Genomic DNA, 15,671 nt, shown 5'->3' with positions numbered 1-15,671 from the left:
ATTTCACCGCTCGCCGGGAACGCCGCCATCCGGTCGCGGACCAGCTCGCCCAGCGACTGCCCTTTCAGGCATACCAGCTCCGCCACCAGCAGCCACGGGATCATCCCGCTGTCGCAGTAGGCGAAATCACGGAAGTAGTGGTGGGCGCTCATTTCGCCGCCGTAAATAGCATCTTCCGCACGCATCCGCTCTTTGATGAACGCATGACCGGTTTTCGACATCACCGGCGTGCCGCCTGCGGCCTTCACCACGTCGACAGTGTTCCAGGACAGGCGCGGGTCGTGGATGATCTTCGCGCCCGGGTGTTTTTCGAGGAACGCTTCCGCCAGCAGGCCGACGATGTAGTAGCCCTCAATAAACTGCCCTTTTTCGTCGAACAGGAAGCAGCGATCAAAGTCGCCGTCAAAAGCAATCCCCATGTCCGCGCCGTGCTCAATCACCGCATTGCGGGTATCGTCGCGACATTCCGGCAGCAGCGGATTAGGAATACCGTTCGGGAAGTTGCCGTCCGGGGTGTTATGCACCTTGATGAACTCCACCGGTACGCCCCGGGCCTTAAAGCGCGCTTCAATAGCGTCCACCACCGGACCCGCCGCGCCGTTACCCGAGTTGATCACCAGCTTCAGCGGGGTGAGGTTGTTGACGTTGATGTAGCCAAACAGATGATCGATATAGGCGTCGCGCAGGGTGATCTGTTTATAGCTGCCGCGCTTATCCATATTGACCGGCGGAAAGTCATTGGCTTCCGCCAGGCGCTGGACGTCGCGCAGGCCGGTGTCGCCGCTGATTGGGCGCGCGCCCTCACGCACCAGCTTCATGCCGTTGTAGTCCATCGGGTTATGGCTGGCGGTGACTTCAATGCCACCGTCAACGCCGAGGTGGAAGGTGGCGAAATAGATCTCTTCGGTGCCGGAAAGGCCAATATCCAGCACATCGACGCCCGCGTCCTGTAACCCCTTCGCCAGCGCCAGCTTCAGCGCCTCACTGGTCAGACGCACGTCGCCGCCGAGTACAATGGTTTTCGGTTTGAGAAATTCGCCGTAGGCGCGGCCAATCCGCCACGCAATATCTTCGTTTAATTCTTCGCCCAGTCTGCCGCGAATATCGTAGGCTTTGAAACAGGTTAATTTTGTCATATATTCCACTTAATTTTTATTTAATATTTCGGAGATAGTCATAGGTCTTATTTTCGTCCATACCGGTCCTGAAAACGCACCACATCATCCTCTTCAAGGTAAGATCCAGAACGCACTTCAATTAGGTCGAGTGGAATTTTACCGGGATTTTCCAAACAGTGTGTTGTGCCCAAAGGAATATAAACAGACTCATTTTCGCTCAACAGCCTAACTTCCCCATTTACGGTGACTTTGGCAGTGCCTGCTACCACCACCCAGTGCTCAGCGCGATGGTGGTGCATCTGCATTGACAACCCTTCGCCGGGTTTGACAGTAATGCGTTTCACCTGGTAGCGGTCACCGGCGTCGATAGAGTCATATTTGCCCCAAGGTCGGTAAATTTCTCTGTGTACACGATGTTCATTACGCCCATTAGATTTAAGCAATTCAACCACTTTTTTGACATCCTGTACTGCGCAGCGATCAACAATCAGTACTGCATCTTTAGTCTGCACAACGACCAGATCTTTCACTCCGACGGTAGTAACCAACCCTGACTCGGCATAGATATAGCTATTTTCGGTCTTATGGCAGATGATGTCACCATGACAAACATTGCCCTCAGCAGTATGCTCGCTAATCTCCCACAAAGATGACCAAGATCCCACATCACTCCATCCCGCATCCATGGGCACAACAACAGCATCAGAAGTATGCTCCATCACAGCGTAATCAATTGATTCATCTGGGCAGGCATGGAACTCATCTTCTTTAATTCTGATAAAGTCAAGATCCATATTAAGATTTGATATTGATTTCTCACATGCTAATAATATATCAGGACGATATTTTTTTAATTCTTCCAGATAACGACTGGCGCGAAAAAGAAACATACCACTGTTCCAATAATAATCGCCGCTAGCTAAATATTCCTGAGCAATTTCCAACTTCGGTTTTTCAATAAATTGTTCTACTTCAAATGCTGTGTTACCATCTTTATCCAGTAATACATTTCCCCGACGGATATAACCGTAACCAGTTTCTGCTTTGTCAGGAACAATACCGAAAGTCACAAGCTTTCCACTTTGTGCAAAAGGGATTGCCTTATTAACCGAATCACGGAACATACTTTCATTAGCAAAAACATGGTCAGCTGCTAAAATTAATAACAATGGATCTTCTTCTGAGTAGTTATTTTTAGCGATCAACGCAGCAAGTGCTACGGCTGGAGCTGTGTTGCGTCCTACTGGTTCTAATATAATATTATTAGTTAGTTGTTTCACCTGAAGCAATTGTTCAGCAACAATAAAACGATGTTTTTCATTACAGATAACTACTGGATTCGTATGATCAATACCATCTAATCGAGCAATTGTCGATTGAAGCATAGATAAATTATTTTGTAAACAAAGAAACTGTTTTGGATAAAGTTCTCTCGATAATGGCCACAAACGACTGCCACTTCCACCGGCCATTATAATAGGTATTAATGTTTCTTTAACCATTTTTCTATTTGTTCCTCTAAAATTATATGATACTTAATTTTATAATCAAATGTATCATCTGATGTAAAGGCTAAATGATAATTCTCACAAAAGTTTTGATTATTATATAAGTATACACTTTTATCCTTATGCTCTCTGAATGCAGAAATGTTTGAAGCAAGAACGTTCTTTCCACAAAGTCTTCCCTCAATAACTGGACGGCCAAATCCTTCGTGAATTGAATGCGCCCACATTAAAGAGCAATTTTTTATTTCTAAAAGAAGTTCATCATCAGTAAGAACTGGAAGTATACTTACATTTTTAATATTGAGAGAATTGAGAATGCTACTTGCCCATTCTATATGTCCACCTAGCCCGATAACTTTTAAGTGATGAGAATTGCAAAATCCACAGTTTTTCCATAACTCCATTGCGTTAAAAAAATTTTTATTAGTACCATTTCCAGAAATTAAGACTGTGTATGGTAAACTATTAATGCTCGAAAAACCTGTTTCTTTTAATCTCTCCTCAAGAAGGTAAAAAGAATTAGGAAAAAGATAAAATGTACATTTTTTTAACCATGAAACATTTTCACCAATTCTTTTCGTAGTTGCTGAGACAAAAGCTACGTCTCTGCCGAAGAAAGCATGTATATGTTGGGTTATAACTATATATAAAGCTGATAAACTTAACTTTTTATTAGCTTTTTTATTAGGGATAAAATCATGTATTATTAAAAGGCTTTTATTTGTAAAAGCAGACAAAATGGAACAAGAGTTATATGGATATATTACTTTATCATAACGTCCAAAATAACTGAGAAATGGTATTATAATTTGCTCGCATAAAATAAACAACAAATCAAGAATAATACGTGGCAATTTATTGAGATAAGAAGGACAACTCCATTCATTTACTAAACATTCGTTTTTTTGAAACGCAACATTTAAATTAGAAGAGTAAATTGGAATACCCCGATATAATATTCCTTTATAAAAATTAAATAACAAAACTTTCTTCATATAGATCCCAATAAATTTATTATAACATTCCAATTATAATGCTCTTTTAGAACTTGTAAAGCACTACTATTTCTTAAGTGAGGCATATTCTGAGCGGGGGAAAATGATTCGATATAATGGATAAAATCCTCCTTATTTTTTGCTTCCATGGCGTATGCTCTTAATTTTGGCATAGAATCCAAGACAATATTAGTGGTGATTACGGGAATTTGCAGAGCAAATGCTTCAAGAACTTTATTCTGTAATCCAGAACCATCAAATATAGGAAATACTGCCAAATCCATGGTTCTCAATAATCCGTTCAAATCTTTAACATAACCGTGAATCTTAATTCCACTTTGTGCATCAAGCGCTTTTATTTTTTTACTAGGATTAGCACCAATAATATGAAGTTTATATTTTCCAAATTTCAGTTTTTTTAATAGCTCAGCTAAATAAAGAGCAGCCTTGACATTTGGATAATAACTCATATTGCCCCAGAAAGCCAAATTAATTAAATTATTATCTTTATCCTTTCTTTCGTTATAGTTTATTATTGGTATATTCACCCCATTCGGAACTATCTGAAAACCGGATTTCCCAATATAATTTGCATCTCTCTCTGAGATGATAATGCTTTCATCAACCAAGTCAAAAACTTTAGTCTCTACCAAGGCAAGCTTATTGGATTCATTGTTACATATCCTTCTCATCAAAAAGTTTTCTGTCGCTGCGCGATTTTTCATATTTAATGATAACGCATCAACATAATCACAATAAACCTTCACATTAAGATTATTTTTTTCCCTTAGGTCTATTGTTTTTTTTATTAAATACTCTAACCGTATCAGTTGAAAAATTATTATATCATATTTATTGACAATGAGTAACTTCCTGAGCTCTAGCCACGATGTCTGATCATAGTACATCGCACATTGCTTTGCTGTTTCATTGTTAAAAGAAAAAATATTATTTATTTTTTTTAATTTAGTAATGTTACCTGATACGCTAACATTAATATATTTATCTATATCACCTCGTGAAGCTGGGGGGGATTCTATAGAAAAACATCTATAATGAAACTTTTTGAGAGTTCTTTTATCTGATTGTATGCCCGTAATGCATCTCCAGTAATAAGAGGCCAAGGGAAACGCGCACTTACAAACAAGATTTTTTTCATTCTAACCCAACCCTTTTAGATATTAATTTATTGCTGCCCTGTATTAAAGTTATGTTGTACAGAATATTTAAGAACGCTACCGCCCCTGGCTTTACAGCTACCAGTGCACTGTGCTCTTCGAAAGATGTATAAAAACCTGCCTTTATCCGCAATCTTTAAACTCAAATGCCAATTGTCTTACCAATTGAAGTCAGAAACAAGGAGAAACATCCAAAAAACGGTCTAAATATTAGTAGCTAAATATATGAATTTCTCTACATTTCCGTAAGTTATGCAAAACGGCAGTAAACATTTCTGGCAATGTGACTGCTTAACCGGAATGTTACTGCCGTTATTAGTTTTTACACGTCACGAAATGACGTTTTTTTAAGCTTATTCGCTAAGCAACTTCTCAATGCTCTTACGGAACTTCGGCCCTTCTTTCAGGTTACGCAGACCGTACTTCACAAACGCTTGCATGTAGCCCATTTTTTTACCGCAGTCGTAGCTGTCGCCGGTCATCAGCATCGCGTCAACCGACTGTTTTTTCGCCAGTTCTGCAATGGCGTCGGTCAACTGGATACGTCCCCAGGCGCCTGGTTCGGTGCGCTCTAGTTCTGCCCAGATATCTGCGGAAAGCACATAACGCCCCACGGCCATCAGATCGGAATCCAGGGTCTGCGGCTGATCCGGTTTCTCAATAAATTCGACAATGCGGCTGACTTTACCTTCGTTATCCAGCGGTTCTTTGGTCTGGATGACGGAGTATTCAGAAAGGTCACCCTTCATACGTTTCGCCAGCACCTGGCTGCGGCCGGTTTCATTGAAACGCGCCACCATCGCTGCGAGGTTATAGCGCAACGGATCGGCACTGGCATTATCAATGATGATGTCCGGCAGGACGACGACAAACGGGTTATCGCCGATCACCGGGCGGGCACAAAGAATGGAATGGCCCAACCCCAGCGGCTGCGCCTGACGGACGTTCATGATCGTCACGCCCGGGGGGCAAATGGATTGCACTTCCGCCAGCAGTTGGCGTTTCACGCGCTGCTCGAGGAGTGACTCTAATTCATAGGAGGTGTCGAAGTGGTTCTCAACGGCGTTCTTGGACGCATGGGTCACCAGAAGGATTTCTTTGATCCCTGCAGCCACGATCTCGTCAACGATGTATTGAATCATCGGCTTGTCGACAATGGGTAGCATCTCTTTTGGTATGGCCTTTGTTGCCGGTAACATATGCATACCGAGCCCGGCTACTGGTATAACTGCTTTTAAATTCGTCATTCTTTTTCCTACCCTGAAATGGCTGATAAAGTATAGGCCTTAACCACATGATAGCCAGAAACTGGCTCATTTCTCGTCTTTTGTGTTTTAAGTCACACATGCGAGTCAAAAGTGTCTTTTAACACTACACTCCATCAGCGGCAGTTTTACTCAGACTTCTCGGAAAACCCTGACTAAAATGATTACCAAAGCGCTTTCCGAATTATCGCAGGTAGCGACACCATAACGTTATAGTATTACTCAGAAACAAACGTTATGTCGTCTTTCTTGTCATGAACAAATTCATACTTCAGCGTCCGATCCAGCCCTTGCGACAAAGAATAAGGTGCTACAAAACCGGATGAATGCACTTTTGTGGCATCAAATTGCGTAGTCGCGCAGAACTTTTTGACACGTACCGAACTGACAGCAAATTTCTTACCAGAAAGCTTACTCAGCACATCAAAACAGTAGCCCCCCAGCATACCCAGCGGGTATGGCAGATGTACTGAAGGGATTTTTTTACCTAAACTTTGCTCAACCTCAGTAACCAACTGGTTCATGTTGAGATCGGGTTTATCCACATAGTTGTAGACTTCGTAACCAGCTTTAACGTTTTTGAGCTTGTATTTGATGAATTCGACGATGTTACCAACGTAAGCCATAGACTTATAGTTCGTACCAGAACCTACCATCATGAATTTACCCCCAGCTATCTGTTTAAGCAGGTTGTAAACGTTCCCCCGGTTACGTTCGCCGAAAATGACGGTGGGACGAATGATCGTGAGAGAGCGCTCATCAGGCTCTTTTGCATGCCATTCACGAAGCACTTCCTCCGCTTGCCATTTACTTTTCCCATAATGGTTGAAGGGATCATGCGGGTGCGTTTCGTCTGGATTTTTTTTGTTCAATCCATAGACCGCAACGGAACTGGTAAAGATGATGTTTTTTACACCATTTTTTTCCATAGCAGCAAGGACGTTACGTGTTCCCTGAACATTTACATCATAATAAAGCGACGTTGGACTGACATCGTCACGATGTTCTGCAGCCAGCAGCACTATGGTGTCAAAACCGGCGAGCGCCTGATCAAGCGCATGCTGATCGCGGACATCTCCAATCTGGGTGATTTCTGGATAGAAATGACTCTGCTGCTTATCCAGATTTTTGATGTTAAAGTCAGCTACTGCTGTTTCCAGAAGACGAGTCCCAACAAATCCTGAAGCCCCGATCAGCAAAACGTTATTGTTCATAAATCACTTAATCTGGTTATCAAACAAGAACATATGATAAAGATGAGAACCTTCCCTGAGTAGTCAATGCTGCCCAGCCCCAGCTTTAACGGTAATCGGGCAATTATAATCTTTTAACACATGAGATCCAGTGAGATTATGGTAGCTTGCGCTACCCCCTCCCCTCCGGCAACCGGAAGTTAATCGCGTCCACATTCACGACCTGATGATTTATCCGGTCAATGTCAACCGAGCTTTGGCCTTTTTCGTTTACCGCCTGAACGTTCGCCAGCGACAGCAGGGTGTCGTTTTTGGCCATAAACTTACCGCGCACGTCTTTGCGCAGGTCAAAATGCATCTTCAGCGCCGGGCCAACGGTGGATTCCTGCATCACTTTGATATTGCGTAAGAAAAGGTGCTGAGGCTTGTTGTGTAACTCCAGCGTTGCCCGCTTCATGTCGATGTTGGTGAGGGCGACAAACGAGGTCGCGTTGCCGGATGAAATTTGTATTCCGCGCAGTTTATACGCAAGTTGGGTATTATCCAGGCGGATATTATTCAATTTAAAATTTTGCGGAATCGACAGGTAGTTGCCTTTTACCACCCCGTAGCCAATCAGCATGCCGGCGCTATTTACCATATCGATATTATCAATGACGAAATTATCACAGCCATAAATAGCCACCGTTGCGTTATCAATCCCGGCCTTTTTACTGAAATCGGGGGTGATATTTTTCGCCTTTACGTTGCGAATGACAAAATGCTTGCCGTTCTCGACGTGTACCAGTTGGCGGCAGTCGGAACCGGTGATGTTGGCGACGACAAAATTTTTAACCGTCTGCGTTTCTGGATAGGTGTTGTCGTAAGTGCTGCCCGCCAGGCCAATCCCAATCCCCCAGTTGATCTTGCCGTTGGTACAGTTAATACGCTCAATCACATGGTCAGAAATGAGGATGTTGCGGTCATTAATCGCCACATTCCACTCAATGGCGTCTCCCTGTAAGTCAGTGAATGTCCCGTTGGTGATCCTCGCGCCGTCAACCTGATTATGAAAACCCTGGCGCAGGATGGCATAGTTCGCCTGGGTCACGGTGATGTTGTCGATGACCAGATTACGCATCACCTGCGGTTTTTTCCCACCGATATAAATTTGCGTCACCGGGCCGAAGCCGCTCATCGCAATATCCCTGATGACACAGTCAGAGCCGCGCATGTCCAGCGTGATATTGTGCAAACTGCCGCCCTTCTCACCGGTGACCTGGCTGCTGTCCTGAAGAACAAAACGCCCACGTCCATTGCCGCGCAACGCCCCTTCCACCCGTAAGGTCTTACCCGGCGGAATAAAAATAGCGGCGTTGATGTTGTCGCAAACCAGACCCGCCGGAACCCGCACGGTTTGTGCGTCGGCAAAGGCCTGCCTGAAGGAAGCGATCCAGTCTTTGGGGTTATAGTCCTGGATGTTGACGGTGTTGCCCGCGGTCACGGCGCGGGCAAAAGGAGAATGGAGTGCAGGAAGCGCGGCAAGCACAGAGCCTGCCGCCAGGAAGGTGCGTCGGGAGAGCGTCGTTTCTGGCATACAACCTCGTTTTACATCGTTTGCAGCAGGCTGGCTAACTGACGGTTGATCACCTGCTGGTTAAAATCGTGTTCAACTTTTTCACGTGCGTGCTTCACCACTGGCTCAAGCGTTGCGCGATCGATCTGGCTAAACCCGGCAAGCTGCGCCGCCAGCGCCTGCGCATCGTTTTCCGGCACCAGCCAGCCTGACTTTCCGGCTTCGACCAGTTCCGGAATACCGCTGTGGACAGTGGAAACAACGGGGATCCCCACCGCCATCGCCTCCATCAGCGCGACCGGAATGCCTTCCATATCGCCATCCGCGCCAGTAATGGAGGGCAGCAAAAAGAGATCCGCCTCGTCGAGCATCGCCTTCACTTCGTGGCTCGGTTTGAAGCCCGGCATCTCAATCACGTCATCAAGCTGATACTGTTCGATAAGCGTCCGCAAACGCCGTTCCCAGGGCCCCATCCCGAGGATACGGTAACGAAACGCGACGCCCTGCTCTTTGAGCTGGCGACAGGCTTCTATCGCCACGTGCAGCCCTTTTTTCTCGGTCAGACGCGCCACAGAGATCATCTCCAGCGGCGTGCCGGGCGCTTTCACCGGGCGATGGCTGAAGCGCGCCATGTCCACCCCCATCCGCGAGACGGCGATTTTTTCCGCCGGGCAGCCCATGCTTTTCAGACGCTTAGCCCACAGGTCGCTAATAGGCAGCATCAGGTCGCCACGCTGAAACAACTGCTGGTATTCAGGGGCGTAGTGATTCAGAACCTCCCGGCTGGAGATATCAATGCCGTGGAAAATGGTCGCAATTTTGCCCCTGATCACCCCCAGTTCACGCAGCTTGGTCGCCGTTACGCCGGCAGGGCCAAAATGCGCGATGAACACATCGGCCTGCAAAGGCGTGCTCACCTGCGCGCAAATAGACGACAGGATCAAATTGCGTGATTCGTCGCCATAGCGGGAGAAATTCAGTGATTTCCACGTCGCCGCCCGGTGCAGTCCCGGCAGCGTTTTCAATGCCCGGTAACGCAGTTTCGCCAGCCGACCCTGCGGTTCATCCTGCAGCCAGCGGGTCTTCGCCGCCAGGTTGTATTTTTCCCAGGCGGCATGGGTGTTTTGCGTATCACCTTTTTGCAGGGCGACGATGTCCACATCAAATCCCATATCAATAAACGCCGTGATCTGATTAAGAACAAACGTCTCTGATGAGAGTGGGAATTTCAGCAGAAAAAAGCTGACCTTCATCGCCCCTCCCGAATTCTGTCGAGAACGGACTTAATCATGGCAAACCCCTTGGTTCGCTCCTGCGTGACGGCGTTATCCACTTTTTCACTGAGCGCGGGCAGTTGCGCCAGCGTATCTGCGACCACGCCTTGCAGCGACCCGTTCAGCAGGTGACGAATATCAATCGCCAGCTCTGGCAGGCCTAACTGCTGCATGATCCCGGCGGATTTGTGCTCGTAGTTAATCGCGATAGCGGGCGTGCCAAAGTTCATCGAAATGATGGCGGAATGCAGACGGGTACCGATGGTCAAAACACAGGAAGCAAGGATCTTGCCCAGTTCCACATCGTTCAGTTCATCCATCGCGATATGGAAATGCGCCGATGGCTTCACAAATTTCGCCATCCGGAGCGCCACCATGCGGTCATCGCGGTTATAGCGGTCAATACTGGTACAGGTTGAAAGCACCAGCACCTGATAGCCATCGTCAATCAGTCTGTTCACAACTTCCGCAAAAGCCTGCTCATACGCTTGCTGAGTCGTGCCCAGACGTTTGTCGAAGGGCTCGAGATCGCGCAAGGTGATGGCCACGGTTTTTCTTCGCGCGGTGACATCCAGCCAGTGCTGTACCGCATAACTGGCGACAAAATCATCATGGCGGCGCTCTACCAGCCATGCGGTATCCACGCCTTGTTCCACTTTACGGGTGTCGATTTGGGCAGCGGTCATCAAATCGCGGCTGACCGTTTCACGCAGGATCAGCGCATCAGTGCGCCCAAAAACGTAATGAGCTAACTGATTAAAGTCCGGGTTCTGGAAAGGCCCGACGCTATGGCCGACCATATAAATCGGTTTGTTCGCCATAAACGCGCATAAGGGATACTCAAAATGGGTCAGGCCGTACAGGTCCACGTAGTTAGAGCCACCAACCTGAATGACCGCGTCATACTGGGCGATAAACCGGGCAAAGTCGGCAAATTCCGGCGCTAGCGCAAAGTTACGCAGCGATCCTTCCTGCGCAACCTTCGCCAGTAAAATTTTGTGCTGAAAGCGACGGCGCAACACTTTTTTGACCCGGCCATTCAGCCCGGTCATCTGCTGCTGTTTCTGGCTTAGTTGATACAGCGGATCGGCAATAATTGGCCGTCCCTGTAACCAGGCGGAACTGACCGGGAAACGGCTCATCACATCCATGTCGACTTCAGGTTCTTGTTGGCGGATGGCATCGAGTAAACCGCGCATAATGGCGCTATCACCACGGTTCCCACAGGTGTGGTTGCCTAATACTAATAATTTCATAAGTTGCCTCTTATCGATTTATTTACCTGTCATCCGACACGTAATAATTTTTTCATTCTTGCACTGCCGAACAACTGTCTTTTCATTTCCATGACCAGCGCGTTGCGTGAAAAAATAAGCATTAAAATAAAACTCACTATTCCGACCACGACCTGTAAAGTGAAGACACCGGACAGCGGCAAGGCTTTGTCAAATAACTTCCCTGCGCCGTAGGCGGTGATAAATGTGGGCAACGAGAGATAAAACGGCAGCCACAGACTCAGAATGTACTGGCGGTAGCTGGAACCGAGCACCGGCTTAATCATGATGAAATAGCTCAGTACGGTATTCACGATCTGCACCAGCAGGAAGCCCAGCGTTACGCCAATCGCCCCCCCCATCTGCCCGCCGATAATGATTGCCGGAATAAAGAGAAAAGTTTTGAACACATTGAATTTAAAACTGATATCCACCCGCGCTTTCGCCATCAGTAAGGAACCAATCGGGTTACCCACCGAGCGCAGCAGACCGACGATGCACAGCAGTTGCAGCACCGGGATAATACTGTTCCACTTTTCGCCAAACACCAGCGGCACGAAGTTATCCGAAACCACCATCAGCCCGAGCAGCGCCGGAAAGTTAATGATTCCCACAACGGACAGCAGTTTGTAAAAGTTCACGCGCAGCTTTTCCGTGTCGTCCTGAATCTTGGCAAACGCCGGAAACAGCACGCGGGTGATGATCGGGTTAAGCTTCATTGGCGGCACCACCGCCACGTTATAAGCCAGATTGTAGCCACCCGCGACGCTGGCGCCGAGAATGCGCGCCAGTACCAGCGTGGAAAGGTTAGTATTGACGTAGTTGACGATGCTGTCCGCCGTCAGCCAGGCGCCAAAGCGCAGGTTTGACGAGACGGACTTCAGGGAAAAATGCAGACCCGGGCGATAAATCTTGCGGCCAAAATAACCGAACAGCAGGGTGCGCACGACACTGTTGACCAGATACCCCAGAATCGCGGTTAACGCCAACGGCCAGAAATGGGCGCTGACTACCGTGAAAGTAAAGCCCGCCAGCACCGCGCTGGTTTCGATCATACCGATCTTGTTGAACTCCAGCTCTTTTTGCATCAGCGCGCGGAACTGCTGCCCATGCGGGATCACGACAAACACCAGCGAAAGGGTTTTTATCAGCGGCGACAGATCCGGATTATGCAACACGCCCGCGATAACATCGCTCAGCAGATATACCGCCACGCACACCACAATCCCCAGCCCCACGTTCAGCCAGTACAGGGTGGTAAGCTCGAGGTGACTGATCGTTTTGCGCTGGATAATCGAGTTGGCAATGCCGAAGTCGCACAGGGTATCTGCCAATGCGATGATGACCAGCGAGACGGTCAGCAGGCCGAACTGATGATTATCGATAATCCGCGCAAGCACGGTCATCTGAATCAGCCCAAGACTGATGATAATGACCGTGGCGATGGCCGACCATTTGGCGCCGCTGATGGTTTTTTCTCGTAAGCTCATCTTAATACGCCGCTTTGTTAACGAAACCTTTGAAAACGGTCAGAAAAACGATTTTGATGTCGAACCAGATGCTCCATTCGCGGATGTATTCCAGGTCGAATTCGACACGTTTTTCCATTTTCTCCAGCGTGTCGGTTTCGCCGCGCCAGCCGTTGATCTGCGCCCAACCGGTAATGCCTGGCTTTACCTTGTGGCGCAGCATGTAGCCTTCAATCAGTTGTCGATACTGTTCGTTGTGCGCCACCGCATGTGGACGCGGGCCGACAATCGACATCCCGCCAGTCAGCACATTGATAAACTGTGGCAGCTCATCAAGCGAAGTGCGGCGCAGGAAATTACCCACTTTCGTCACGCGCGGATCGTTCTGCGTCGCCTGCGTAACCACCTTGTCGTTTTCCATCACCTTCATTGAACGGAACTTCCACACGTTGATCGGCTTGCCGTCCATACCGTAGCGGGTCTGGCGGAAGATCACCGGACCTGGCGAGGTCAGCTTCACCGCCAGCGCGATACCGCACAGTACCGGTGAAATCAGCAGCAGGATCAGCGAGGCGAGCACAATATCCTCCGCGCGTTTCAGCAGTCGGTTAATGCCCGACAGCGGCGTGTCATACAGCGGCACCACCGGCACGCCGCTCACTTCTTCAATGCGCGAATGCAGGATGTTGAAGGTAAAGACGTCCGGGATAAGGATCACCGAACAGGTGGTATCCGCCAGTTCACGCACCAGCTTTTTCACCTGCGCGCCGTCGCTCATCGACATAGCGATATAGACGTTATGGATGCGTGAGGCTTTGGCATCCTCAATCAATTGTTCAAAATTTCCGGCCCAGTCAGAAGATACACCGCCCGGTTTCGGGTCGTGATAGACGCCGACCACCTCAAAGCCCAGCCACGGTTCGTTGCGAAAACTGTCGAGCAGCGCCTGTCCGGCTGGCAGGTCGCCCGCTACCGCCACCAGGCGTTTGTTATAGCCGCGGTTGCGCAGCCAGCCCGCGCCGTAGCGGATAAACGAACGGCAGATCACAAGGCCAATGCTGCTCAACAGATACCACGCCAGCCAGGTGCCCAGGCGATTATCGAAATCCTGGTTAAACGCCACCAGACCCGCGCAAAAAACGAGGCTCAGCGTCCAGTTTTGCAGCAGGAGCGTCAGTTCTGTGGAAATTTTGACGCCGCGCCAGGATCGGTAAAAATCGGTCATGCCGCCCAGCATCTGAAAAACAACCAGCGTAATCAGCGCCACCAACAGGTGCATATACAGGAAGGGCCGTCCACTCACTTCGCAGACCAGCCACAGCCCGCCAAACATGATGGTGATATCTGAAAAGCGTTGCACCATAGAGATTAACGATGCATTGGTTTTCGCTCGTTCGCGCTTTTTTAGATTTGTCATCGTTGTTCCTGTTATTAGCCCCTTACCCGCGACCGGGTAAGGGAAGACCTGACCTTACTGATTCAGCAGCGTCAGCAGAGTGCGCGTTCGCGCTTCCATCAGCGGGATATCACCGCGCGATTCGACGTTCAGGCGTACCACCGGCTCGGTGTTTGACGAACGCAGGTTAAAGCGCCAGTCGGCAAACGACATGCTGATGCCGTCAGTGCGATCCACCGACAGCGCTTCTTTCGCGAAGTACGCCTCCACGCGGGCGATCGCCGCCGCCGGTTCCGCCAGTTGGCTGTTGATTTCACCGCTCGCCGGGAACGCCGCCATCCGGTCGCGGACCAGCTCGCCCAGCGACTGCCCTTTCAGGCATACCAGCTCCGCCACCAGCAGCCACGGGATCATCCCGCTGTCGCAGTAGGCGAAATCACGGAAGTAGTGGTGGGCGCTCATTTCGCCGCCGTAAATAGCATCTTCCGCACGCATCCGCTCTTTGATGAACGCATGACCGGTTTTCGACATCACCGGCGTGCCGCCTGCGGCCTTCACCACGTCGACAGTGTTCCAGGACAGGCGCGGGTCGTGGATGATCTTCGCGCCCGGGTGTTTTTCGAGGAACGCTTCCGCCAGCAGGCCGACGATGTAGTAGCCCTCAATAAACTGCCCTTTTTCGTCGAACAGGAAGCAGCGATCAAAGTCGCCGTCAAAAGCAATCCCCATGTCCGCGCCGTGCTCAATCACCGCATTGCGGGTATCGTCGCGACATTCCGGCAGCAGCGGATTAGGAATACCGTTCGGGAAGTTGCCGTCCGGGGTGTTATGCACCTTGATGAACTCCACCGGTACGCCCCGGGCCTTAAAGCGCGCTTCAATAGCGTCCACCACCGGACCCGCCGCGCCGTTACCCGAGTTGATCACCAGCTTCAGCGGGGTGAGGTTGTTGACGTTGATGTAGCCAAACAGATGATCGATATAGGCGTCGCGCAGGGTGATCTGTTTATAGCTGCCGCGCTTATCCATATTGACCGGCGGAAAGTCATTGGCTTCCGCCAGGCGCTGGACGTCGCGCAGGCCGGTGTCGCCGCTGATTGGGCGCGCGCCCTCACGCACCAGCTTCATGCCGTTGTAGTCCATCGGGTTATGGCTGGCGGTGACTTCAATGCCACCGTCAACGCCGAGGTGGAAGGTGGCGAAATAGATCTCTTCGGTGCCGGAAAGGCCAATATCCAGCACATCGACGCCCGCGTCCTGTAACCCCTTCGCCAGCGCCAGCTTCAGCGCCTCACTGGTCAGACGCACGTCGCCGCCGAGTACAATGGTTTTCGGTTTGAGAAATTCGCCGTAGGCGCGGCCAATCCGCCACGCAATATCTTCGTTTAATTCTTCGCCCAGTCTGCCGCGAATATCGTAGGCTTTGAAACAGGTTAATTTTGTCAT

Annotated in this window: 12 protein-coding genes; all 12 read right to left on the bottom strand. The window is 49.0% G+C overall.

Annotation, left to right across the window (positions count from 1 at the left end; genetic code table 11):
• A partial coding sequence (gene cpsG, locus OGY07_RS04255) for a colanic acid biosynthesis phosphomannomutase CpsG (protein ID WP_286598898.1) occupies window positions 1-1,136 on the bottom strand: 1,136 nt, incomplete at its 3' end.
• Window positions 1,137-1,183: 47 nt separating this feature from the next.
• A complete protein-coding gene (gene cpsB / locus OGY07_RS04250) occupies window positions 1,184-2,620 on the bottom strand; it encodes a mannose-1-phosphate guanyltransferase (protein WP_286598896.1) in 1,437 nt (478 codons plus the stop codon).
• Complete coding sequence (locus OGY07_RS04245; protein WP_286598894.1) at window positions 2,602-3,621, bottom strand: glycosyltransferase; 1,020 nt, start codon at window positions 3,619-3,621, stop codon at window positions 2,602-2,604. The genes cpsB and OGY07_RS04245 overlap by 19 nt, the downstream gene beginning before the upstream one ends.
• Complete coding sequence (locus OGY07_RS04240) at window positions 3,618-4,745, bottom strand: glycosyltransferase (protein ID WP_286598892.1); 1,128 nt, start codon at window positions 4,743-4,745, stop codon at window positions 3,618-3,620. The genes OGY07_RS04245 and OGY07_RS04240 overlap by 4 nt, the downstream gene beginning before the upstream one ends.
• 407 nt (window positions 4,746-5,152) lie before the next feature.
• The gene (galF, locus tag OGY07_RS04235) at window positions 5,153-6,046 is read right to left on the bottom strand and encodes a UTP--glucose-1-phosphate uridylyltransferase GalF (protein WP_042284285.1); all 894 of its coding nucleotides are present in this window, start codon (window positions 6,044-6,046) and stop codon (window positions 5,153-5,155) included.
• A 236-nt stretch (window positions 6,047-6,282) separates the two neighbouring features.
• Entirely contained in the window at window positions 6,283-7,278 is a 996-nt protein-coding gene (locus OGY07_RS04230; RefSeq protein ID WP_286598890.1) for an NAD-dependent epimerase/dehydratase family protein, read from the bottom strand.
• A 151-nt stretch (window positions 7,279-7,429) separates the two neighbouring features.
• Window positions 7,430-8,833 (bottom strand): colanic acid biosynthesis protein WcaM, encoded by a 1,404-nt coding sequence (gene wcaM / locus OGY07_RS04225; protein WP_286598888.1) that lies wholly within the window; start codon window positions 8,831-8,833, stop codon window positions 7,430-7,432.
• An 11-nt stretch (window positions 8,834-8,844) separates the two neighbouring features.
• Complete coding sequence (gene wcaL / locus OGY07_RS04220; RefSeq protein WP_199956725.1) at window positions 8,845-10,065, bottom strand: colanic acid biosynthesis glycosyltransferase WcaL; 1,221 nt, start codon at window positions 10,063-10,065, stop codon at window positions 8,845-8,847.
• Complete coding sequence (gene wcaK, locus OGY07_RS04215; RefSeq protein ID WP_211935567.1) at window positions 10,062-11,342, bottom strand: colanic acid biosynthesis pyruvyl transferase WcaK; 1,281 nt, start codon at window positions 11,340-11,342, stop codon at window positions 10,062-10,064. Before wcaK ends, wcaL begins: the two co-directional genes overlap by 4 nt.
• 29 nt (window positions 11,343-11,371) lie before the next feature.
• On the bottom strand, window positions 11,372-12,850 hold the full coding sequence (gene wzxC, locus OGY07_RS04210; RefSeq protein ID WP_199956723.1) for a colanic acid undecaprenyl disphosphate flippase WzxC: 1,479 nt from the start codon (window positions 12,848-12,850) through the stop codon (window positions 11,372-11,374).
• A gap of 1 nt (window position 12,851) precedes the next feature.
• Complete coding sequence (gene wcaJ / locus OGY07_RS04205; protein WP_042284302.1) at window positions 12,852-14,246, bottom strand: undecaprenyl-phosphate glucose phosphotransferase; 1,395 nt, start codon at window positions 14,244-14,246, stop codon at window positions 12,852-12,854.
• Window positions 14,247-14,300: 54 nt separating this feature from the next.
• The gene (cpsG, locus tag OGY07_RS04200) at window positions 14,301-15,671 is read right to left on the bottom strand and encodes a colanic acid biosynthesis phosphomannomutase CpsG (protein WP_286598882.1); all 1,371 of its coding nucleotides are present in this window, start codon (window positions 15,669-15,671) and stop codon (window positions 14,301-14,303) included.

The sequence above is a fragment of the Citrobacter sp. Cs237 genome (assembly GCF_030332325.1).
Lineage (GTDB): Bacteria > Pseudomonadota > Gammaproteobacteria > Enterobacterales > Enterobacteriaceae > Citrobacter_A > Citrobacter_A sedlakii.
This window is presented reverse-complemented; position numbering and strand designations above follow the sequence as displayed.

Excerpts from the sequence above, each read along its gene's own strand:
- wcaL (WP_199956725.1), bottom strand. The coding sequence starts at position 10,065 with ATGAAGGTCAGCTTTTTTCTGCTGAAATTCCCACTCTCATCAGAGACG.
- cpsG (WP_286598882.1), bottom strand. The coding sequence starts at position 15,671 with ATGACAAAATTAACCTGTTTCAAAGCCTACGATATTCGCGGCAGACTG.
- cpsB (WP_286598896.1), bottom strand. The coding sequence starts at position 2,620 with ATGGTTAAAGAAACATTAATACCTATTATAATGGCCGGTGGAAGTGGC.
- OGY07_RS04245 (WP_286598894.1), bottom strand. The coding sequence starts at position 3,621 with ATGAAGAAAGTTTTGTTATTTAATTTTTATAAAGGAATATTATATCGG.
- wzxC (WP_199956723.1), bottom strand. The coding sequence starts at position 12,850 with ATGAGCTTACGAGAAAAAACCATCAGCGGCGCCAAATGGTCGGCCATC.
- galF (WP_042284285.1), bottom strand. The coding sequence starts at position 6,046 with ATGACGAATTTAAAAGCAGTTATACCAGTAGCCGGGCTCGGTATGCAT.
- wcaM (WP_286598888.1), bottom strand. The coding sequence starts at position 8,833 with ATGCCAGAAACGACGCTCTCCCGACGCACCTTCCTGGCGGCAGGCTCT.
- wcaK (WP_211935567.1), bottom strand. The coding sequence starts at position 11,342 with ATGAAATTATTAGTATTAGGCAACCACACCTGTGGGAACCGTGGTGAT.
- OGY07_RS04230 (WP_286598890.1), bottom strand. The coding sequence starts at position 7,278 with ATGAACAATAACGTTTTGCTGATCGGGGCTTCAGGATTTGTTGGGACT.
- wcaJ (WP_042284302.1), bottom strand. The coding sequence starts at position 14,246 with ATGACAAATCTAAAAAAGCGCGAACGAGCGAAAACCAATGCATCGTTA.